This is a genomic window from Arthrobacter sp. 10N43 (assembly GCF_056394525.1).
Genome location: NZ_JBFTIA010000001.1, coordinates 248418 through 268555, shown reverse-complemented (window position 1 = coordinate 268555; position 20138 = coordinate 248418). Strand labels below are relative to the sequence as shown.

Genomic DNA, 20138 nt, shown 5'->3' with positions numbered 1-20138 from the left:
CGCGTCGCCGGGTCAGCCCGCGCCGGCCGCGGGGACGGCGGCGTCGGGCTGGACCTGCCGGGACTGGCTCCACGCTATCCAGCCGCCCGATGTGGCCATGAGCAGGGCACCGGCCGGCTGGGTGGGAAGGCTGCTGCCCGTGGTCGCCTGCCCCAGCACGACGCCCAGGACGTAGAACAGGACGGCGCCGGCCACCCAGAGGACCCCGGCCCAGCGCGGGAGCGTCCGGGACTGCCAGACTGCGACCCCGAGCAAGACGTTGCCAAGGAACGCGAGCAGGAGCCCGAGCAGGAACGAGGCCGTCATGGCGGCTGGAAACTCCAGCAGCATGACGTCCCGGTTCCCTTCCAGATAGGCCTTCCCGATCGCGGGGGTGGCGAAAGTGGAGAGGGCGGCGGGGACCATCAACAAGGCGGTTCCCGCGATGGTGATGACGGTGGCGGCCAGTGCCAGGCGGCCGGCGCGGCTGCTGGCCAGGCAGCAGCCCAGCGCGAGGACCCCGAAGATCGCGAGGATGGTGCCTCCCGTGCTGCCGAACAGGTGGCTGGTTTGATAAGAGTCCGAGCTGACGAACCGCGCCCAGGCGTCGGGATCCTTTTGCTGGTCCGGCTGGGGCTCAAGCGTGGCCCAGGCGGTGATCAGGCCGTAAAGGGGCAAGGTCCACAACCCGGCCCGGATCCAACGGGTGGTGTTCTGTGCGTTCATGGACCGCCGCCTTCCCCGACCACGTGCCCTTTGGCTCACGCCATTCTTATCAGCGCTCAGTTGTCTTTTGCGGCTTTGACGGCGGCCTTGGCGGCCTGCTTGTTGGCGCGCACTTTCTTCAGGGACTCAGGGTCCACGATGTCGGCGACTGAAAGAAATGCGTCCTCCTGGCCGTAGGGGCCAGCAGCCTCACGCCAGCCTTGCGCCTGGAGTCCACACTGCTTGCCAAGCAGGGCGAGGAAGATCTTTGCCTTTTGCTCGCCGAAGCCCGGCAATTCCTTGAGCCTGCGCAGCACTTCCTGGCCGTCCGGGTGGTCCTGGTTCCAGATGGCCGTTGCGTCCCCATTCCAATCCCGCTGGACGGTCGCGGCAAGGTCCTGGACGCGGCTGGCCATCGAGCTCGGGAAGCGGTGGACGGAAGGACGCTCCTTGAAAATCTCAACAAAGCCTGCCGGGTCATGCTCGGCGATTGCGGCCGGGGACATGGACCCCAGGCGCGTCCGGATCTTTTCGGGTCCGGCAAACGCAGACTCCATGGTCACCTGCTGGTCAAGCAGCATGCCGGTGAGGAGTGCGAACGCGTCATTGCTGAGCAGCTGGTCGGCGGCGGGGTCGCCAGTGATGTGCAGTTCCATGCGCCTATCCTCCCACCTGCTCCGAGCCACGTCATGGCACCTGTGACTGGCCGAATGGTTCGATTCGGCAGGGAGGTCAGCTGCTTGCTGCCTGAAGTGTCCTGAACTCTGCGGCGGCATACACACCGAGGATCCGGACCTCGGCGGTGAAGAACGCCAGTTCCTCCAAGGCCAGTTGCAGGGGCAGGTCCGCCGGGTGGCCCTCGACGTCGGCCATGAACATGGTGGCAGCAAACTCGTTGCCCACCATGTAGCTCTCCAGCCGGGTCATGTTCACGCCGTTAGTAGCAAAACCGCCAAGAGCTTTATAGAGCGCGGACGGGACGTTCCGGACCCGGAAGACGAAACTGGTCACTGCCTCTCCGGGCAACTCGTCCCGGGTGGGCAGTTCGGCTTCCCGCGCCAGGACCACAAAGCGGGTGGTGTTGGACGGGTCGTCCTCGACCCGGGAGGCCAGCACTTCCAGGCCGTAGATCTGGGCCGCGAGCGGGGGAGCGAGGGAGAGTTTCGCGGGATCGTTCCACTCCCGCACTTCGCGGGCCGAACCCGCCGTGTCGCCGGCGATGACGGGGCGCAACCGTGCTTCACGGATCAGGCGCCTGCACTGGCCCAGCGCGTGAATGTGGCTGTGGACCTCGGTGGCGGCCTCGATGGTGCTGCCGGGGATGCCAAGCAAGTCGAAGTGGATGGGCAGGAAGAACTCGCCGACGATCTGCAGACGGGACGCGGGGAGCAGGATGTGGATGTCCGCCACGCGGCCGGCAATCGAGTTCTCGATGGGGATCATGGCCAGGTCAGCCTCACCGCTGGACACCAGTTCAAAGACGTCCTCGAAGCTGGCGCACGGGACGCTTTCCAGTTCGGGGAACATCTGCTTGCACGCGATATGGGAGTTGGCGCCGGGCTCACCCTGGTACGCAATCTTCTGGGTCACAATCCGTATGCTTTCACGACCCACCCCCGCCGGCCCAAACCGCGTCGCGCCGAGGTCACCAAGAGGGGCGCCGGGCCATCACCCGCGCTGTCCTGACGACCCCTGGATGGTTTGTCTGCCTACAGGTCTGCGATCCCACCGCCGATCAGGGCGGCGGCAATAATCAGCAGGACCACGCTCATGATCACGGTGTTGTGCCGGACGAGGAGTGTTCGTACCGCTTCCAACGGGCCGGGCATCCGTTCGCCTGCCGCCAAGAACGCGACAACCGGAGTCACCACGCTCAGACACGCGATCAGCGTGAAGATGAGGACAGCTACTATCGTGGTCCCGATCGGGAGTCCGGCGCTGCCCAGGGTGAAGCCAGCGCCTAACCCGAGCAGCAACTCTTTCGGGTTTGCGACTGAGAGCAGGATGGCGAGACCAAAACCCCTCCCCGGGGTGCTGTCCTCAATCGAGCTCATCCACCCGGGCAATTCCGGCTCCTCCTCGGGTCCCGGCCGACGGCTCCATTTGCCAACAGCAAGGAAAGCGAGTGCCGCTCCCACGATGATCCGCGTCACCGCTACAAACGGCGAAGCACCACCGGATGATAGCTCGATGACGTCGGACACCACGGCGAACAGGCCGACAACGAGCACGACGCCCAGCAGCCGCCCTGCCAGAAACGCGGCTCCCGCCGATCCTTTGTTCGGCGCGACCAACAGCAACACCACGGCCAGGATGGGCACCGGACTCAACGCGATGCCCACCGCCAGGGGCAGTGTCTCTCCCAGGACGTCTAGCACCCGGACGCCCCAACATCGGGGCCAGACGCCGCTTCGGCATGCATTCGCGCTTCTCCCTACTGACCGGCGGTGATGCCGTCGATGTCGATGAGGAGATGAGCGGGTCCGCGGAGGAACGGGCTCGGCCGGTATGGGGGAGGGTCGGAAACAAGCCGCGGGTTCTCCAGCCTGGTGGCGAACGCGGTGAGGGCGATCTGGGCTTCGAGCCGGGCCAGCGGTGCGCCGAAGCAGATGTGGATGCCGCCGCCGAAGCCGAGGTGTTGGTTGTTGCGCCGGTCCGGGATGAAGAGATCGGGGTTGGCGACGTGCGCGGGGTCGCGGTTCCCCGAAGCCAGGACCAAAGTGATCGAGGCGCCGGCGGGGATGGTGGTGCCGGCGATGTCGATGTCGTCGAGGGCCGTGCGGAAAGGGACGAAGTGTACAGGCGGTTCGTAGCGGAGCAATTCCTCGACCATCGGGATGGCGAGGTCGGGATCGTTGCGTAGCCGTTGGAGTTCGGCTGGGTGGCGGAGCAACGTCAGTGCGCCGTTGGAGATGAGGTTCACGGTGGTTTCATGTCCGGCGATTAGCAGAAGAAGCCCGGTGCTCACCAGTTGTTCGTCCGGCATGCGGCCTTCCGGGCCGTCATCGGTTGCCATCGCAGAGAGAAGGTCCGGGCCCGGTGTCTGCCGGTGGGCTTCGACCAGTTCTTCCATGAACGTGCGCAATTCTTTGCCGGCCTCGGCCCTCTTTTCTTGCTGTGTCTCGGGATCGAGTCCGGGATCTGTGGATTCCAGGGCTACATCCACCCAGACCCGGAAACGCTGTTCGTCGCCCGGGGGCACCCCAAGTAATTCGCAGATCACCGTGACGGGCAGCGGATAGGCCAGATCATCGACGACGTCGATCCGGTTGCGGTCCGCCATGTCATCGATCAGGTCGGTGACAATTTCCGTCATTCTCGCCTCCATCCCGGCGACCCTGCCCGGCGTCGTAGGCGGTCCGAAATGGCGCATGGTGATCCGGCGGAACTTGTCATGTTCAGGAGGGTCCATGCTGAGGAAAGTCGGAGAAATGCCCGGGCCGCCGCCGTCGTCATTGTCGTCGCCGACGGCGGCTGCGCCCGCAGCGGCGGCCGCCGGATTGCGGCTGATGTCGGAACTGACCCTCGGGTCGTGCAGCAGGGCGGCGATCACCGCGTAGGTGCTTACGAGGTAGCTTCCGTCCGGAAGCCGGGTCACGGGAGTCCTGCGGAGCTCGTCGTAAAAAGGGTAGGGGTTAGCCCGGTTCGAGAAGTCGAGGATCTGCTCCCAGGTGCTGCCCTGGCTCATGGTGAAGGCTCCTTCAATCGCGGGGAGGACTCTGTGGGTTTCCGTGATGGCGTGTCACCGGCCGCGGAGTTGGTCAGTCTGGCGCGGCGTTCATTGGGATCGTGACCGGTCACGACGACGGTCGCGTCCTGGGTAGGGCTGACAGCGGGCTTGAAACCGGCCGGAACGGGCCGGGCCTGGACTGACTCATCGATGTGGTGAAACGCCGGCGGGAAGGGTGCGGCCTGCTCGATCAGCGGTTCGTAGAAATCGAGCCACTTGTTCTGGTTGAAGGCGACCGCCGCCACGATGCGGCCCTTGTAGCCGTAGACGGCCAGGAACCGGCGCGTGTCCACCGATCCTTGAACGATGGCTACCTCATCGGCCACCGAGGGCACCCCGACGCTCTTGATTTCGGTGCCGAACTGGGCCGACCAGAATTTCGGCACCTCCAGATGCGGCCACCGTTCGGTCCCGCGGCTGACCATGTTGTGTGCCGCGACCTCGGCCTGGGAGATGGCGTTTCCCCAGTGCTCGACGGCGAGGAATTGGTAGCCGTACATCGGCTGCGGGGCGCGGGCTATGTCGCCGGCGACAAACACGTCATCGGTGACCAGCCCGTTCGCGTCGAACGCCCGGCAGCCGGCGTCGCACGCGACGCCCCACACGCCGCACGCCAGGCCGGAATCTGCGAGCCATTCGACATTGCGGACCGAGCCCAGCGCGGCGACCGCCACATCCACCTCAAGTGTTGTGCCGTCGGACAGCACGGCACGGCGCAGCTGTCCGGTGGCATCACCCTCGAGGGACAGGACGCGGACGCCGCATCGCAGGTCCACGCCATTCTCGATCTGCAGTTCCCCGGCGACTGCGCCGATCACCCCGCCCAGGGCAGCGACGAGCGGAGCCGGCCCGGCTTCGGCCACCGTGACCGTCAGGCCAAGTTCCCGGCACACCGACGCGACCTCGCACCCGATGAAACCGGCGCCGATGACCAGCACCCGACGCGGACGCCCCGCGAGGTGCTGGCGCAGGGTTGCGGCGTCCTCCCGGGTGCGCAATGTCATCACTCCCGCAAGGGCCGCCTCCGCAGGGTTGGGCCAGGGGCGCGACCGCAGGCCGGTGGCAATCAACAGTTTGTCGAATCCGATCAGGCTGCCGTCGGCGAGCTGAAGCTGCTTGGCAGCCAGGTCGAGCCCGGTAGCCGCCACACCCAGCCGCCAAGTCGCGCGGATGTCCCGATGCCGTGGCAGCGAGGTGTCTTCCAGGGGCGCCGACCCGGCCAAGACTTGTTTGGACAGCGGAGGCCGGTCGTAGGGCTCGTGCGGCTCCTCGCCGACCAGAGTCAGCGATCCGGTGAACCCTTCCTCGCGCAAGCGCTCTGCCGCGCGCAGCCCCGCCATCGACGCCCCCACGACGACGATCCGTCCAGTTCTCTTAAAGGTGCTCCCGCTGTCTTCGGCCGGAACAGCCGTCGCCGGTCGTGTGTCCGGATGCAGCGACCCGTCCTGCCCGTCCGGCTGTTCCAGCCGGATGGCCTGAACCGGACACGCGGCGGCGGCCCGCCGGATCCCCGTCAGATGCGCTCCGTCAGGGTGCGGGTCGTAGGTCAGTGCCTCGTCCCCCTGAATCGTGAAGACATCCGGGGCGAGGAAGGCACACTGGGCGTAGCCCTGGCATTTGGTGAGATCGACGAGGACCCTCATGCCGCTTTTCTCCCTCTAGCAGGGCTTGCGCCGCCCGGCGGCCAACCAGCCGGCGCCTCTTCCGATCCAGCCGGGCCGATCCGGCCCTGTCAGGGTTTCCGCCCTGGCAGGCGCAGCGAAACGGGGCCCGCACTCGATTCGATTTCAAGAGTGTAGGCTCCGGAAGCAAGCGGCGGAAGAGGCCTGCGGCCGGACTGGGCGGGGCGCGGGCCGGGGCTTCCCGATTTCGCGGTCAGGGTAGCGGGGCGTCCATTTCCTGCGCCGTGATCCTGGACTCCTTGGCCAATTTGGGGGAATTACCGGGGCTATAACCGTCTTGTCGTAAGTGAGGCGTCGACGACCGGCTGCCTCGTGAAAGGACCTCCTTGCCCACTCCCTATGTCCCGTTCACCATGCACGCTACCGTCCGCGAAGAACACAAGCGTTCGTTCCGCACAGATTTGGAACGCCTTACCCGCGGCCATCGTGGGTGGGCGCCGCTGGACGTCGTCAAGTCCACCGATACCCAGGCGGTGCTGCGCGGAGCGATCGCTCAAAGCGTTCATACTGCCACCGACGCGAGCCTTGCCCGCTACCTCCAAGATCGCTTTGTCGCTGATAACGACATCCACCTCGATCTCGCCGTTTGCATCGGGCGCTAGCAGACGCCCACTCAGGCTCCCGACCAGGGGGCAGCCAAGGAACGCGGAGCAATGTCTGCCTGCTCCATTGTCAGGGGCCAACGACTCTCCCGCGCTCGGTGCGACGCTGGTAGGCCGGTTAGCAGGTAGTCACTAATCCGGGCGCCCAGGAGGCCCCCATGGCCGACGTGAGCATCAGCACTGAGCGCGGAGCAATGCCTGCCTACTCCGCGACACCGGCCGGTGAGGGGCCCTGGCCCGGCGTCGTGGTCATCCACGACGCGCTTGGCTTGAGTCCCGATACCCGCGAGCAGGCCGACTGGCTGGCCAGCGAAGGGTTCCTCGCGGTGGCTCCAGACTTGTTCTACTGGGGCAGCAGGGCCGCTTGCCTATGGTCCCTCATCCGTGGCTGGCGGCCCCTCGGCGACCTGGACGCCACCCGCTCCTGGTTGGCCCGACAGGATGACTGCACGGGCCGCGTCGGGGTGATCGGCTTCTGCATGGGCGGCGGCTTCGCCATCATGCTGGCCCCTGATCATGACTTCGCCGTGGCCAGCGTGAACTACGGCGGTTTCGACGAGGAGACAGCGCGCGCACTGCCTCGGGCCTGCCCGATCGTTGGCAGCTACGGGGGCAGGGACCGATGGCCTGGCGTGCGCAAGGCACCAGCCCGTCTGGAGCCGCTGCTGGCCGCCGCCGGGATCGACCATGACATAAAGGTCTATCCTGACGCCGGCCACGGCTTCCTCAACCAGCATGGACCCTCGGACCTGACTTTCGGGGACAAGCTGCTGGCCAGGCTGGTTGCGGCCGGCTATCACGAGCCCTCCGCCAAGGACGCCCGCAGGCGCGTCCTTGCCTTCTTTCGGCAATACCTGGCCGCCGAGGGGGATGCGCAATGACACACTGCACGCCAGGGCGAAGGGGACTGGCATGAGGGGCTGCCGTCGGTTTCGCCGCCGGCTACCTGTCTGTGGCGCGGCCACACTTGCTTCGCGCTGGCGCGACTGACGGTCAGGACGAAGCGGCCTCGATGATCTTCTCGTCGCCCTCGTTCACTGCCTTGACCACGGCGTCGTAGTCACCACTTTCGACGGCCTTGCTGACTTTCTTGGTGGCCTTCTCGATCGCCGTGTCGACGCGGTCGAGGTAGAGATCATCGACGACGGCAACCAGCGCCGAGGAGCCCGGCGGCAGCCAATCCTCCGCGTTGACGCCGATGGACTTCTCCTCGTGACGCTTCGCGATGGCGCCGGCACCCGCGCCGATCCCGGCACCGATCACGCCGGACAGCAGGAGGGGCGGAGCGAACAATCCGACCACGAGGCCGCCGATGGCGCCGGCTGTTGTGCCGCCGGCGACCAGTCCGCCGCCGTGTTCCTTGACCTCGGTCTGGCCCGAGGCGTCACGCGACAGGACCACCGCCGCCGCCACGGCGGCGTCGTCCAGGCTCTTGATCGCCTTGAAATCCTCTGCCGCCGAGCCCGCGTCGGCGTACGACGACACGAACAAGGTGTAGTTGTGATCTGACATGGTTCGTCCTCCACTCGGTTCCGGCCGGCGTAGCGGCCACTCCGCTTCTTAGTCGACACTCTTGGGACGGGCGGTGCTGCCGTTTTTCTCCTCGGTGGACGGCCTGTCCCGCCCAGACCGTGGCGGTATGCACACCGGTCCTCGCGTAGGTCCAACACTTTCCCCGACAGCCGCGCACCGGCAGGGCCTTAAGGCACCTTTTCCGGCAAGTGAAGGGAGATGGACCGTTCAGGTCAAATGGTCGAAGTCTCCTCGCGCCCAAGCAGCGTGCCGTTGGGCGGAATCGTGCAGCATCGCCTTGGCCCCGGACGCGACTACATTGTTGAAGTTGCCGTAAATCCGGTCGAACGTGAGCTCTCCCAGCTGGGCGGCGATTCGCAGTGCCACAGCACCGGAGAGCGGCAAACGATTCGGGTAGCTGCGCATGAAGGAGATGCTCCGACGGTCTGGATTCGGAAACACGCTGTCACCGGTCAGCAGAACTCCTCTGCCGCCTGCCCCTGCGGCCCAGTGCACCACCGCGCTGCCCGGAAAGTGCCCTCCGGTCTGGTGCAGTGTCAGCCCTTCGGCGATCCTTTGACTGCCAGACCAGTACTCGACCATCGGATCGGTGCGCCCCAGCCATCGCCGGTCTGCGTCCGCCACCAGTATGGGGACGCCACCGAGCCGGCGCGACCATTCGACCTGTACACCAAACATGTGTGGATGGCTGGCGGCGACCGCCAGGACCGGGCCTCGCTCGAGCACTGCCGCCAAAACGCCGTCATCGACATATCCGACCGGATCCCACAGCAGCGAACCGTCGGGTGTCACCACAAGCTGAGCGGTCTGGCCGATCCCGACTGTCGGCTCTGTCGTGATCCCGATAAGACCGGGCTCATTCTCCTTCAGCAATGTCTGCTGGCCCTCCTGCTCCAGCCCGTCCAGTGTGAGCCATTTTTGTCCGTCCTCGGGCACATACTGCCGCTCGTCGGCGCAGATCGGGCAGACCTCCGGGGCAGGTTCGTCGCGTTCCACGGCGCAGGCTGCGCAGATCAGCATGGTTAGGTCCCTTCTAAACGTCTCGCGTCCAGCTTTCCGCCTTCTTCGCCGCCGGACGCACGCTGGCGTGCCCAGATTATGGCACGGGAAAGTCCCTTTGGAAGAGGGACCCTGGGTACCACCAGATGAAGGTTTTAGTCCTGGCATTAAGCTGCACGTCGGCACATTAACCTCCGCGTCGCCCAATTACCGCTGGTGTCATGGCTCTTTGAACCCAGGCAGCGGCGTCCGTAGTCTCAATCCATGCTGAAGCCCGAGCAGTAGTCCGCCGCACCGGACGCCCGGGCCTCACTCGCCGACGTCCACTGGCAGCCGGCGGATCATCCTCAGCACTCTCCGTTCGCAGGCCTGTTGCACCATCCAGGCCTTCCCCTCTCCCCAAAGGAATACGTCTGTGTCATCCCCCCATGACGACTCGACCACGCGAATTGTCGCGGGCGAGTCTCCCAAGCCCAAGCGACGCCGCACCCTTTCGATCAGCCTGGCCGTGGGCCTCGTCCTGCTCATCGGCGCAGGCGCCGCAGTAGCCTCCGCCGTCTCCCGCAGCAACGAAGCTGCGCAGGCCCCCGCCACGTCACCCGCCGCCGAGCTCAGGCTGGGATACTTCAGCAACGTGACACACGGCCCGGCCCTGGTCGGCACCAGCAAGGGCATCATCGCCAAGGATCTTGGCGCAACCAAGCTCAGCACGCAGATCTTCAACGCCGGCCCGGCCGCGATCGAGGCCCTGAATGCCGGCGCCATCGACGCCACCTACATTGGGCCCAACCCGGCCATCAACTCCTTCATCAAGAGCAAGGGCGAATCGATCAGCATCATCGCCGGCGCCGCGGCAGGTGGAGCCCAGCTGGTGGTCAAGCCCGGCATCAACTCCGCAGCCGACCTCAAGGGCAAGGTCCTCGCCTCCCCGCAGCTCGGTGGCACCCAGGACGTGGCCCTCCGCGCCTGGCTCGGCCACCAGGGCTACAAGACCAACCCGGATGGCAGCGGTGACGTCACCATCAACCCGACCGAGAACGCCCAGACCCTGAAGCTGTTCCAGGACGGCAAGCTCGACGGCGCGTGGCTGCCTGAGCCGTGGGCCTCGCGTTTGGTCCTCGAGGCCGGAGCCAAGGTTCTGGTGGACGAGAAGGACCTCTGGGACAAGGGCGAGTTCATCACCACCGTCCTGATCGTCAACAAGAAGTTCGCTGCCGAACACCCGGAGACCGTCAAGGCCCTGCTCAAGGGCCACGTGGAATCCGTGAACTGGCTGAACTCGGCAACGGCTGAAGAGAAGGCCAGCACTATCAACGCTGTCCTAAAGGACACCGCCGGCAAGCCGCTTTCCGCCAAGGTGATCGACCGCGCACTGCAGAACATCACTTTCACCACGGATCCGCTCGCCGGAACCTACAAGAAGCTGCTGCAGGACGGCGTCGATGCCGGCACCACCAAGACCGCCGACATCAACGGCATCTTCGACCTCCGTGCCTTGAACGAGGTGGAGGGCAAGAAGACCGCTGCTGCTGGCCTCGGCCAGGAGTGAACCGCCAAGACTAGGCGGCCCGGTGCCCGGACCAGGAAGGCCCGGGCACCGGGCACGCGTGCATGCGGGGGAGGGCAACATCCTGGCGGGGGCCCGGCGCCGGGCCGTCCGGCGACTATTCCGCGCAGCGGCTAGAACGCCCGGCGTGGCGGAAAGGCGATGCGGTCGAGGTCGTTGACGGCAACCACCCTTGCTTCACCGGCGCGGCCCCGGGCCTGCTCGGCGAGAGGGGTAACGTCCCCGTAGCGCGCAGAAAAGTGGGTCAGGACGAGGGTTCCAGCGCCCGCCGTTGCGGCCAGCTCGCCCGCCTGCCCGGCCGTGAGGTGACGGAACTGCGCGGCCAGCCCGGCGTCGTCGTCGCTGAACGTGCACTCGGTGACGAGCAGATCGGCGCCCTCCGCCAGTTCTTCTGCGCCCTGGCACGGCGCGGTATCCATCACGAAGGCGAAACGTTGACCGGGCCGCGGCTCGCTGACGTCCTCCAGGCTCACGCCGCCCAGGCTGCCCTGGCGTACCAGGCGGCCGACGTCGGAGCCCGCAATCCCGGCTGCCACGAGCCGGTCGGGAAGGAGCGTGCGCGCGTCGGGCTCCACAAAGCGATAGCCATAGGTCTCGATGCGGTGACTCAGTGCCCGCACCTCCAGGCCAGGGGCGATCGGCTCGGCAGTCTCGCGTTCGCTGCCCCCGAAGGCATGGCCACCGTGCGGATGCAGCCGGAGATCAATGCCCCGGGACGCGACCGACACGAGGGCACGGACGGTGTCCTCCCCGGCGGCAGGATAGTGCAGGTGGATGGGGTGGCTGACCTTGTCAAGGGCCATGCGGGAAAGGACGCCGGGGAGGCCATAGCAGTGGTCGCCGTGCACGTGTGTGAGGCAGATGCGCGTGATCTGGGTGACGGTGACTCCGGCGTGGATCATCTGCCGCTGCGTGCCTTCTCCGGGGTCGAAGAGAATGTCCTCGCCATCCCAGCGCAGCAGATACCCGTTGTGGTTGCGGGTGCGGGTGGGGACCTGCGAGGCGGTGCCGAGAACGACGAACTCACGCATGAGGTCCAGTGTGCCACTCGATTGCGACGACGGGATGGGACTTCGGCCAGTTTCGGTTCCCGTGCCGCGGGTGCCCGGCAGGGTGGACCGGCGGGCGCACAGTCCCGACCCATCCGTGTCCGGTGCTGCTACGAATCGCTTCAGTCCGCGCCGGCCGACCGACTTGCGGGCAGGCAGGTCCGGTCACTCCCCGACAGAAAAGGCACACAGACGTGACAGCTTCGAACTACGCCTACTTCGTCAACACGTGCATCGCTGCGGACCCGGATCCCCATCATGGCCTGGCCGAAGACGAAATGTACGGGGTGTATATCAGCTGGTGTCTTCTCCAAAACGAGCAACCCGCGCCCTCCCGGGCGTTCTGGGCAGCCATGAGCGGGCTGGGCCTCGGCGAACGACGTCGTGTGGCACGGCGCTTCATTCGCCCCGGGTTGCGCACAACCGGACCCGCCGCCGTCGACTACATCCTGGCGCGCCGCCCGGCCCTCACCTGAGACGAGATCCACCGTCCGATATGGGGGAGACTTTCAGTCGTCTCCCGCGTCGAGGGACGCCGCATTTCGCATACTCCGGCGTCGCCTCAAGTGCCGTGCGCGGCCACCGCTTGGATTTCGATCTTGGCGCCGAAAGGAAGGGCGCCGGCCTGGAAAGTGAACCGGGACGGAGCCGTCGAGGGATCCGGGAACTGCTGCCGCCACCACGCATTCATGCTGTTGTAGTCGGCCATGTCAGCTACGACGCACTGCACGTACACGATTTCCTCGACCGCGAAACCAGCAGCGCGGGTGATCATCATGACGTTGTGCCAGGCCAGCGCGGTCTCTTCCTCGAAGGATCCCTCCTGGAAGAGGCCGTCTGGATCCAGTGCCGGCATGCCGCTGACGAAGCAGACACCATTTGCTTCGGTGGCCAGGCTGAAGGGGAAGCCTCCGGGAACTCCCGGCCCGGAAATCGTGCGTTTGATGGTCATGGAAATGTCCTCCTGAAATGAACAGGTCTTGGGCGCGTTTGTGAACGGTCAGTTCTGTTGGTGGTGCTGTTCGAGGATGTCCCGGGCGGTGGTCCACGTCCGGCGGCCATAGCGGTCGTTGTTGACGTATTGCAGATTCGCGTCGCCGCTGAACATGCTGGCGAAGTACTCCATGCCCTGCCACGGCGGGAACGGCTTGTCAGAGGCGGGCATGAGGGCTTTCACTGCCCGGCTCATGGTTGTCAGGGAACCTACGCTGCCCGCGTAGAGAAGCCGGAATTGTGTGCCTGTCAGGTCGGTCATGGTGGATGCCAGTGCCCGTGCCGTGACCTGGTCCCCGGCGATCTGGAGGACGCGGGGCGCCCGCTCGTCGAGGGCGGCGGCGGCCGTGAAGGCGGCGGTGTCGTCTTTGGTGGTGAAGTCGAGTACCTGGTCCGGGTCGGACCAGAAGAGCACCCGGTGCCGGGAGAACAGGATCATTGGTGCCTGCCCGGAAAGCATGTCTGTGAAGGCGCCGTTGAGGATCGACGTGGCCCGGATCTCGGTTGCGTCCAGCCGCTGTGCGAAGTCGCGGCGGAGCTGCAGGTTTCGGTTGCTTCGGGGCCGGATGCCGCGGTAGTCAATGGAGAAATCGGAGGGAATGAAGCGCGGCACGCCCACCGCTGCGGCCGCCTCCAGCAGAAGCGATTGGGCATCGTAGATGGCGTTGTCGACACCGTTGATTGCCGAGACCACGCAATCAACATCCTTGCAGGCCCTTCGGAGGCCGTCCGGATCGCCATAACCGGTCTGGATGACCTCGGCTCCCTGGGTGCGGAGTTGTGCAATCTGGGCGGTGCTGGTTTCCGGCCTTGTCAGGACCCGAACAGTGGCTCCAAGGCCGAGCAGGTTCCGCAGGATCCGGCCACCGAGATCGCCGGTGGCGCCGGCCAGCAGGACGGTGCCCGGGGTGGGTGTTGTCGCGGTCATGGTTCGCACCTCAAGTGATCTCTGCCGGAATATTAATAGTCGGCTAAAGACTACCAACGGCGGGAAACCGATTCCCGGGGCGGGGCGGAGCAATGTTCTTATCATCCAACCGGCTCTGCCAGGATTCCCGCTTCCTGGCAGTGGGACCATACTGGGGTTGTGAGGATCGACGCCGGATCAGGAGACCATGGGAGGCGGCGGCCCGGGGCAGGCACGAGTCCGTTCCCGCCGATCGCCGACTATGGGTTTTTGTCTGACTGTGAGGCCAATTGCCTGATCGCTTCGAGCGGGCAGGTCGAGTGGATGTGCGTACCGCGACACGACTCACCGAGCGTTTTCTCCACTATGCTCGACCGCGCCGCGGGTGGCTTCAAGGTGGCGCCGTACGGCGTCCGGGAGCCCACGGCGCGCCGTTACCTCCCCGGCAGCCTGATCCTGGAGACCACCTGGCAGACCGGTACGGGCTGGCTGATCGTGAGGGATGCCCTGGTGATGGGTCCGTGGCATCACACCGAACAGCGGGCCAGCCGTTACCGCCGCCCGCCGACGAACTACGAGGCCGAGCATTGCCTGCTGCGCACCGTCCGTTGCGTCAACGGTGCAGTCGAGCTGTCCGTGCTGTGCGAGCCGGTCTTCGGCTACGGCCGGCGCCGGGCACGGTGGGAGTTCTCCAGCCCCGGATACGGGGAGGTGGTGACCGTCGGCGGCGATGAGGGGGATCCCGTACTGCGGCTCACTACCGACCGCCGGCTGGGCATCGAGGACTCCATTGCGGTCATCCGCTGCCGGATGACCGAGGGCGAGCAGGCTTTTTTCGCGCTGTCGTGGGGTTCGCTGCCCCCGCCTCGGACGTGGGAAGAAGCCACGCGAAAGCAATGGCAGACCACCGAGTTCTGGAGGCAATGGATTACCGGCGGCGAATTCCCCGACCACCCGTGGCGGGAGGCCCTGCAGCGCAGCGCGCTGACGTTGAAGGGCCTCACCTACGCGCCGACTGGAGCTCTGGTGGCGGCGCCCACCACGTCCTTGCCCGAGACGCCCGGCGGAGAGCGGAACTGGGACTATCGGTATACGTGGGTGCGCGATTCCACGTTCGCCCTCTGGGCCCTGTACACCCTCGGCCTGGACCGGGAAGCCGATGACTTCTTTGCGTTCATCCGCGACGTCGCCGCCGAGGATGGTCTGCAGATCATGTACGGCATCGACGGCGAAAGGGACCTTCCGGAGACAACTGTCGAAGAGCTCGGCGGCTACGACGGCGCCCGCCCGGTCCGGATCGGCAACGCCGCCGCCCGCCAGCGGCAGCTCGACGTCTGGGGCACCATGCTGGACTCCGTCTACCTCCACGCCAAATCCCGTGACCAGCTCCCCGAGCCGCTCTGGCCCGTCCTCCTCCGCCAGGTCGAGGAGGCCGCCGCCCACTGGCGGGACCCCGACCACGGCATCTGGGAGGTCCGAGGCGAGCCGGTGCACTTCACCTCCTCCAAGCTCATGTGCTGGGTCGCACTGGATCGTGGTGCCCGGCTGGCGCGCCTGCACGGTCAGCCTGACTATGCCAAGAAGTGGGACACCCTCGCCGAGGAGATCCATGAGGACATCTGCCGCCATGGTGTGGATGACCGCGGTGTGTTCGTCCAGTCCTACGGCACGAGGAACCTCGATGCCTCGCTTCTGCTTGTCCCGCTCGTCCGGTTCCTGCCCGCCAATGATCCACGGGTGCGCGCCACTGTCCTGGCCATCGCCTCTGAACTCACCCAGGACGGGCTGGTGCTGCGCTACCGCCCGGAGCAGACCGACGACGGACTCGCCGGCGACGAGGGGACCTTCACGACATGCTCATTCTGGCTTGTTTCAGCCCTCGTCGAGATCGGAGAACTGGAGCGCGCCAAGGCACTGTGCGAGCGCCTGCTGTCCCTCGCCAGTCCTTTGGGCCTCTACGCTGAGGAGCTGGATCCGGTGAGCGGCCGCCACCTCGGCAACTTCCCACAGGCATTCACCCACCTGGCCCTCATCAACGCGGTCGTGCACGTTATCCGCGCCGAAGAGACCAACCGCGCGGCCCAGTTCGCCCCGGCCCACCGCAACACCTGACACCGCAACACCTGACACCGCAACACCTGACGGCATAGTCTGCGCCAGCGCGGGGGAGCAGTTCGGTGGTTCCCCTGAATCGTCCACCGGTGGGGCATCCGCGTCAGCATCTGCGGCGAATGCCCCTCCGAGGAACAGCGGTCAGCCGATGGGTTCCGCCATTTGTTCCACGATGTAGGCCGCTTCGATCGAGTAGTCGGTGACCGGATCGGTCATCTCCACCTTCCAGCTGCGGGCAAACTGGTCCACACCATGCGTCATGGCCACCGTGCCGGAAATCAGGACAGTGCCTGGCTGGTCCAGGCCGCGCTCCGAAAGGACGTCCAGCCAGTAGTCCGGGGTCAGCAAGGCCCCCAGGGTGCTGTCCTGGATCAGCGTGTCAGCCTCATCTCCCTCACCCACCCACCCCTTCAGCGTGATCCGGTCCAGGTGGCCGCGCACGTCATCAAGCCGCCAGGCTTTGCGGCCCAGCACGTCAGGGCTGGCGTTCTTGCTCCAGGCCACCCCGTGGACCTCGAGGTCGCGGTCCGTGTGGTCGCAGGCGACCGTCAGCAGTACATCGTCCTCTGTGATCACCAGCGCCCACTCGGCTTCCCCCGATGTCCGGCCGTGCTGCACCCGGACTTCGGTGGCCTGCTGCGCAAGGTAGGGCGACACGGGATACAGCGCCGGGGTGGTGGTGGGCCCGGGGACGCCAAGCAGGGCAAGTTCTTCGATGTGGGCCTGCACCTCATCCTGCTCGCGGCCTGCGTAGCCGGCATTGAGCAGGTGGGCGACCTCCACGTTTCGGGTGCTGCCGTCGGGGAGTTCGAAGCTGAGCGTAGCCATGTCAGTACTTCCTTCGTGTGGTGGGACGGTGAGAAATTTACAAACCGGAAACCGTAAACAGTCGCCAATGTACATCTAGTATGCGTAATGTATACATTTAATGCCAGCGTGACAGGCATCACTTCGAAATCTCGTGGAGGACAATTATGGCCAATGCTCCCGTACAGGCATCCGGCGCGGCAGCGCGCCCGGAGGCGCCCATCCGACCCCAGGGCCTCTACAAGGCCTTTGCCGCCAGCCTCACCGGCACGGCGCTCGAGTGGTACGACTTCGCGGTCTACTCAGCCGCGGCCGCCGTCGTTTTCCCTATCGTCTTTTTCCCGTCGTCAGATCCGCTGACCGGGACGATCCTGGCGTTCTCGACCTACGCCGTGGGCTACATTTCCCGCCCCGTGGGCGGAATCGTCTTCGGCCGTCTCGGAGACCGCATCGGGCGCAAGAAGGTCCTTGTCGCGACCCTGATGATCATCGGCGTCGCAACCGTCCTGATTGGCGTGCTGCCTGGCTACGCCACCATCGGCATTGCGGCCCCTATCATTCTGGTGCTGCTCCGCTTCGCACAGGGTGTGGGCGTCGGCGGCGAATGGGGTGGGGCCGTCCTGCTCTCCAGTGAGTACGGAGATCCTCGGCGCCGCGGTTTCTGGGCTTCGGCCGCCCAGGTGGGCCCGCCCGCCGGTAACCTGCTGGCCAACGGTGCCCTCGCCATCCTGACCCTGGCGCTCACAGAGGAACAGTTCATCAGCTATGGCTGGCGCATCGCCTTCCTGCTGTCGGCGCTGCTCGTTGGATTTGGTCTGTGGATCCGCCTCAAGCTCGAGGACACGCCCATCTTCAAGGCAATCGAAGCGCACGGCCAGCAGCCTGATGCCCCCATCCGTGAGGTCTTCAGCAAGGAACTGCGCCCGCTGATCGCCGCCGTCCTCTGCCGCGTGGGACCGGATGTCCTCTATGCCCTGTTTACCGTCTTCACCCTCACCTACGGCATCCAGGTCCTCGGCTACCAGCGGAACCAGGTGCTCACCGCGGTCCTCATCGGGTCCGCTTTCCAGCTGTTCATGATTCCCCTGGCGGGCGCCGTCTCCGACCGGATCAACCGCCGCCTGGTCTATGGCATCGCCGCGGTGGTGGGAGCGGCCTGGACGTTCGTCTTCTTCGGTATCCTGGGCGGCAAGAATGAGCCGATGCTGATCATCGGCATTGTGTTTGGCCTGATGGCGCACTCGTTCATGTACGGCCCGCAGGCGGCCTTCATTGTGGAGCAGTTCTCGCCCCGGCTGCGCTCCACCGGCAGCTCGCTGGCCTATACGTTCGCCGGTGTGATCGGCGGCGCTATCGCCCCGCTGATGTTCACCCTGCTGCTCTCGCAGTTCGGCACCTGGGTGCCGGTGGCGATCTACGTGGCCGTCGCCGCCGTCGTGACGCTGATCGGGCTGTCCCTGGGCCGGAACTCCAACACCACCGAAGATGACGACTACAAGTTGCTCCTCGAGGGTTCCTCCACCAAACGCCCGGCGGTCGGTGTCGATGGAACCACCGTCGGTGCCAACAGCTAGCTGCGGAGCAGGATGTCCCGCGTGACAGCCAGATGATGTTCAATCGCCTGCTCCGCCCTTGCGGCGTCGCCGGACACCAGGGCATCCAGGATGCCCTGGTGTTCGGCGCAGACGTCGTGCCGGCGGCCGCTGGTACCGAACAGGGCGGAGATTCCCACCAGGATCTGCCGGACGTGGAGCTTGCTGTAGGTCCGGGAGATCAGCGCATTGCCCGCGGCATCGATGAGCTGCTGATGGAACAGCGTGTCCAGACGAATGAACTCCCTGACAGACTCGGGTTCGAGGGTATCCGGCAGGGCCGCCTGAAGGGCCAGGGTCTCCTGCATCTGAACGGCAGGAACCTTTCCCTCGGCGATGACCAGCCCGGCCGCATGGCGCTCGAGGACGCCGCGGAGTTCCATCAGTTCGGAGACTTCCCGGCCGGTGACCACCGGCACGTAGGCCCCGCGCTGGGGGATCAGCTCCACCAGGCCGTCGGCGACCAGCAACAGCAACGCCTCACGCACGGGCGTGCGGGAGACGCCAATGTCGGCCGCGAGTTCCTGTTCGTTGAGGAACTTTCCCTGCACGTCCGGGTCGGTCAAAACGTTCTCACGCAAATACGCGTAGGCCTTTTCCCGGCCTGAGGAGGCCGGCCCCGAAATTTTCCGCATACATTAGGTATACAACAAACTGGAGTAAAACCATGCGCATAGCACTCGCCCAAATCATCACAGGCGCCGATCCGGCAGCCAACCTGGAGCAGATCCGAGACTACGCCACCCGCGCCAAGGCCGCGGGCGCCGAGCTCGCAGTCTTCCCGGAAGCTGCCATGCGTGCGTTCGGGAATCCCCTTGCCGAGGTTGCCGAGCCCCTCGATGGCCCGTGGGCCACCGCCGTCCGCGGAATCGCCGCGGAGCTGGGGCTCACGATAGTGGCCGGCATGTTCACCCCCGGGCGGGACGGCCGCGTGCGGAACACCTTGCTGGTGACCGGCCGGGACACCAACACCTCCTACGACAAGATCCACCTCTTCGACGCCTTCGGCTTCGCGGAGTCGGATTCGGTCGACGCCGGCACGTCGCCCGTGACGTTTGAGGTCAACGGGACGGTCATCGGCCTGGCCACCTGCTACGACGTGCGCTTCCCAGCCCTTTTCAGTGCCAACGCCAGGGCCGGGGCGCAGATCAACATTGTCTGCGCGTCCTGGGGATCCGGTGAAGGGAAGGCGGAGCAGTGGGATCTGCTGGTTCGCGCCCGCGCTGTGGACAGCACAACGTTCGTTGTGGCGTGCGGACAGGGAGATCCCGCCAGCATCGGCCAGGAGCCGGTGAGCTCCGCACCCACCGGCATCGGGCACAGCGCGGTAGTGTCGCCGCTCGGCACGCCACTGGTCACCCTCGGCCGCGAACCGCAACTGGCCGTGATCGACGTCGACCCTTCCGAAGTAGCGGCCGTCCGCGCCAAATTGCCGGTGCTGGCCAACGCTCGCGCCCTCTAAACAAGCATCCTGACAGACCGGTCACGACTGAGGGGCGAGAATATTGAGCAAGCAGGAACAGGAATTCCATGAACCGGCAGGTGACTGGCACCCGTCGGGACCCAAGAGCAGCGGCATCTGGGATCGGATGCTGGCGCAGGACCCCGACAGCGGGGATGCGACCCTTCTGCAGCGCTATGAGGCTGGTGCCGCCACTGCTCCGGAAACCATCACCCATGAGTACTGGGAAGAGGTCATGATCCTAACCGGAGAATTGACCGACCTGGGACTTGGCCAAACCTTCACCGCCGGGATGTATGCGTGCCGTCCGCCCCGGATGAAACACGGACCGTATCGAAGCGAACCGGGCTGCAGCATGCTGGTGGTCATCCGGTACCCACACGACGCCGCCTCGTAGTCCGGAACACAGTTGCCAGGGG

General features: G+C 65.9%; 21 protein-coding genes. 8 read left to right on the top strand and 13 right to left on the bottom strand.

The genetic code is table 11. The annotated features are described in order from the left end of the window. Nucleotides 1–12: 12 nt before the first annotated feature. The 6 genes from AC1DDO_RS01195 to AC1DDO_RS01170 all read right to left on the bottom strand — a co-directional run bounded on the left by AC1DDO_RS01195 (nt 13) and on the right by AC1DDO_RS01170 (nt 6057). Complete coding sequence (locus tag AC1DDO_RS01195) at nt 13–705, bottom strand: DUF4386 family protein (protein ID WP_476971277.1); 693 nt, start codon at nt 703–705, stop codon at nt 13–15. A gap of 56 nt (nt 706–761) precedes the next feature. Continuing rightward, nucleotides 762–1340 carry an HhH-GPD-type base excision DNA repair protein gene (locus AC1DDO_RS01190; protein ID WP_476971276.1) on the bottom strand — a complete coding sequence of 193 codons (579 nt, stop codon included), beginning with the start codon at nt 1338–1340 and terminating at the stop codon, nt 762–764. A 76-nt stretch (nt 1341–1416) separates the two neighbouring features. Next, nucleotides 1417–2274, bottom strand: a complete 858-nt coding sequence (locus AC1DDO_RS01185; protein ID WP_476971275.1) for a prephenate dehydratase — start codon at nt 2272–2274, stop codon at nt 1417–1419. Between the two features lie 119 nt (nt 2275–2393). Next, nucleotides 2394–3062, bottom strand: coding sequence for a GAP family protein (locus tag AC1DDO_RS01180; protein WP_476971274.1), 669 nt, complete (start codon nt 3060–3062; stop codon nt 2394–2396). 56 nt (nt 3063–3118) lie between these two features. After that, nucleotides 3119–4372 carry a cytochrome P450 gene (locus tag AC1DDO_RS01175; RefSeq protein ID WP_476971273.1) on the bottom strand — a complete coding sequence of 418 codons (1254 nt, stop codon included), beginning with the start codon at nt 4370–4372 and terminating at the stop codon, nt 3119–3121. Next, nucleotides 4369–6057, bottom strand: a complete 1689-nt coding sequence (locus tag AC1DDO_RS01170) for an FAD-dependent oxidoreductase (RefSeq protein WP_476971272.1) — start codon at nt 6055–6057, stop codon at nt 4369–4371. The genes AC1DDO_RS01175 and AC1DDO_RS01170 overlap by 4 nt, the downstream gene beginning before the upstream one ends. A gap of 365 nt (nt 6058–6422) precedes the next feature. Between AC1DDO_RS01170 and AC1DDO_RS01165 the strand changes: the two genes are divergently transcribed. Both AC1DDO_RS01165 and AC1DDO_RS01160 read left to right on the top strand, forming a co-directional pair. Further along, nucleotides 6423–6698, top strand: coding sequence for a hypothetical protein (locus AC1DDO_RS01165; RefSeq protein ID WP_476971271.1), 276 nt, complete (start codon nt 6423–6425; stop codon nt 6696–6698). Nucleotides 6699–6856: 158 nt separating this feature from the next. Beyond that, complete coding sequence (locus tag AC1DDO_RS01160; protein ID WP_476971270.1) at nt 6857–7579, top strand: dienelactone hydrolase family protein; 723 nt, start codon at nt 6857–6859, stop codon at nt 7577–7579. 112 nt (nt 7580–7691) lie between these two features. On the opposite strand, the gene AC1DDO_RS01155 is transcribed toward AC1DDO_RS01160, so the two are convergent. Together AC1DDO_RS01155 and AC1DDO_RS01150 are read right to left on the bottom strand one after the other, a co-directional pair. Beyond that, nucleotides 7692–8210 (bottom strand): DUF1269 domain-containing protein, encoded by a 519-nt coding sequence (locus AC1DDO_RS01155; RefSeq protein WP_476971269.1) that lies wholly within the window; start codon nt 8208–8210, stop codon nt 7692–7694. Between the two features lie 228 nt (nt 8211–8438). Then, nucleotides 8439–9251: an MBL fold metallo-hydrolase gene (locus AC1DDO_RS01150; protein WP_476971268.1), complete on the bottom strand. Its 813-nt coding sequence runs from the start codon at nt 9249–9251 to the stop codon at nt 8439–8441. A 394-nt stretch (nt 9252–9645) separates the two neighbouring features. Here AC1DDO_RS01150 and AC1DDO_RS01145 point away from each other — a divergent pair, with 394 nt between their 5' ends. Further along, complete coding sequence (locus tag AC1DDO_RS01145) at nt 9646–10779, top strand: ABC transporter substrate-binding protein (RefSeq protein WP_476971267.1); 1134 nt, start codon at nt 9646–9648, stop codon at nt 10777–10779. A gap of 131 nt (nt 10780–10910) precedes the next feature. Here AC1DDO_RS01145 and AC1DDO_RS01140 read toward each other — a convergent pair whose 3' ends face one another. Then, complete coding sequence (locus tag AC1DDO_RS01140) at nt 10911–11828, bottom strand: ribonuclease Z (protein ID WP_476971266.1); 918 nt, start codon at nt 11826–11828, stop codon at nt 10911–10913. A gap of 212 nt (nt 11829–12040) precedes the next feature. Here AC1DDO_RS01140 and AC1DDO_RS01135 point away from each other — a divergent pair, with 212 nt between their 5' ends. Then, a complete protein-coding gene (locus AC1DDO_RS01135) occupies nt 12041–12322 on the top strand; it encodes a hypothetical protein (protein WP_441411013.1) in 282 nt (93 codons plus the stop codon). 86 nt (nt 12323–12408) lie between these two features. Here the strand turns inward: AC1DDO_RS01135 and AC1DDO_RS01130 are convergent, their stop codons facing one another. Together AC1DDO_RS01130 and AC1DDO_RS01125 are read right to left on the bottom strand one after the other, a co-directional pair. Next, nucleotides 12409–12798, bottom strand: a complete 390-nt coding sequence (locus AC1DDO_RS01130) for a RidA family protein (RefSeq protein ID WP_476971265.1) — start codon at nt 12796–12798, stop codon at nt 12409–12411. A gap of 48 nt (nt 12799–12846) precedes the next feature. After that, nucleotides 12847–13767 (bottom strand): NmrA family NAD(P)-binding protein, encoded by a 921-nt coding sequence (locus tag AC1DDO_RS01125; protein WP_476971264.1) that lies wholly within the window; start codon nt 13765–13767, stop codon nt 12847–12849. Nucleotides 13768–13926: 159 nt separating this feature from the next. Between AC1DDO_RS01125 and AC1DDO_RS01120 the strand changes: the two genes are divergently transcribed. Then, the gene (locus AC1DDO_RS01120; RefSeq protein WP_476971263.1) at nt 13927–15858 is read left to right on the top strand and encodes a glycoside hydrolase family 15 protein; all 1932 of its coding nucleotides are present in this window, start codon (nt 13927–13929) and stop codon (nt 15856–15858) included. Between the two features lie 141 nt (nt 15859–15999). On the opposite strand, the gene AC1DDO_RS01115 is transcribed toward AC1DDO_RS01120, so the two are convergent. Further along, nucleotides 16000–16686 (bottom strand): DUF2848 domain-containing protein, encoded by a 687-nt coding sequence (locus tag AC1DDO_RS01115; RefSeq protein WP_441408422.1) that lies wholly within the window; start codon nt 16684–16686, stop codon nt 16000–16002. 146 nt (nt 16687–16832) lie between these two features. Between AC1DDO_RS01115 and AC1DDO_RS01110 the strand changes: the two genes are divergently transcribed. Further along, nucleotides 16833–18239: an MFS transporter gene (locus AC1DDO_RS01110; protein WP_476971262.1), complete on the top strand. Its 1407-nt coding sequence runs from the start codon at nt 16833–16835 to the stop codon at nt 18237–18239. On the opposite strand, the gene AC1DDO_RS01105 is transcribed toward AC1DDO_RS01110, so the two are convergent. Continuing rightward, complete coding sequence (locus AC1DDO_RS01105; protein WP_476866379.1) at nt 18236–18892, bottom strand: GntR family transcriptional regulator; 657 nt, start codon at nt 18890–18892, stop codon at nt 18236–18238. The two genes, AC1DDO_RS01110 and AC1DDO_RS01105, sit on opposite strands and share 4 nt — an antisense overlap. Before the next feature lie 32 nt (nt 18893–18924). On the opposite strand from AC1DDO_RS01105, the gene AC1DDO_RS01100 reads away from it, so the two are divergent. Next, nucleotides 18925–19719, top strand: coding sequence for a carbon-nitrogen hydrolase family protein (locus tag AC1DDO_RS01100; RefSeq protein WP_476971261.1), 795 nt, complete (start codon nt 18925–18927; stop codon nt 19717–19719). Between the two features lie 43 nt (nt 19720–19762). Next, the gene (locus AC1DDO_RS01095) at nt 19763–20116 is read left to right on the top strand and encodes a cupin domain-containing protein (protein ID WP_476971260.1); all 354 of its coding nucleotides are present in this window, start codon (nt 19763–19765) and stop codon (nt 20114–20116) included. The last annotated feature ends 22 nt before the right edge of the window (nt 20117–20138 follow it).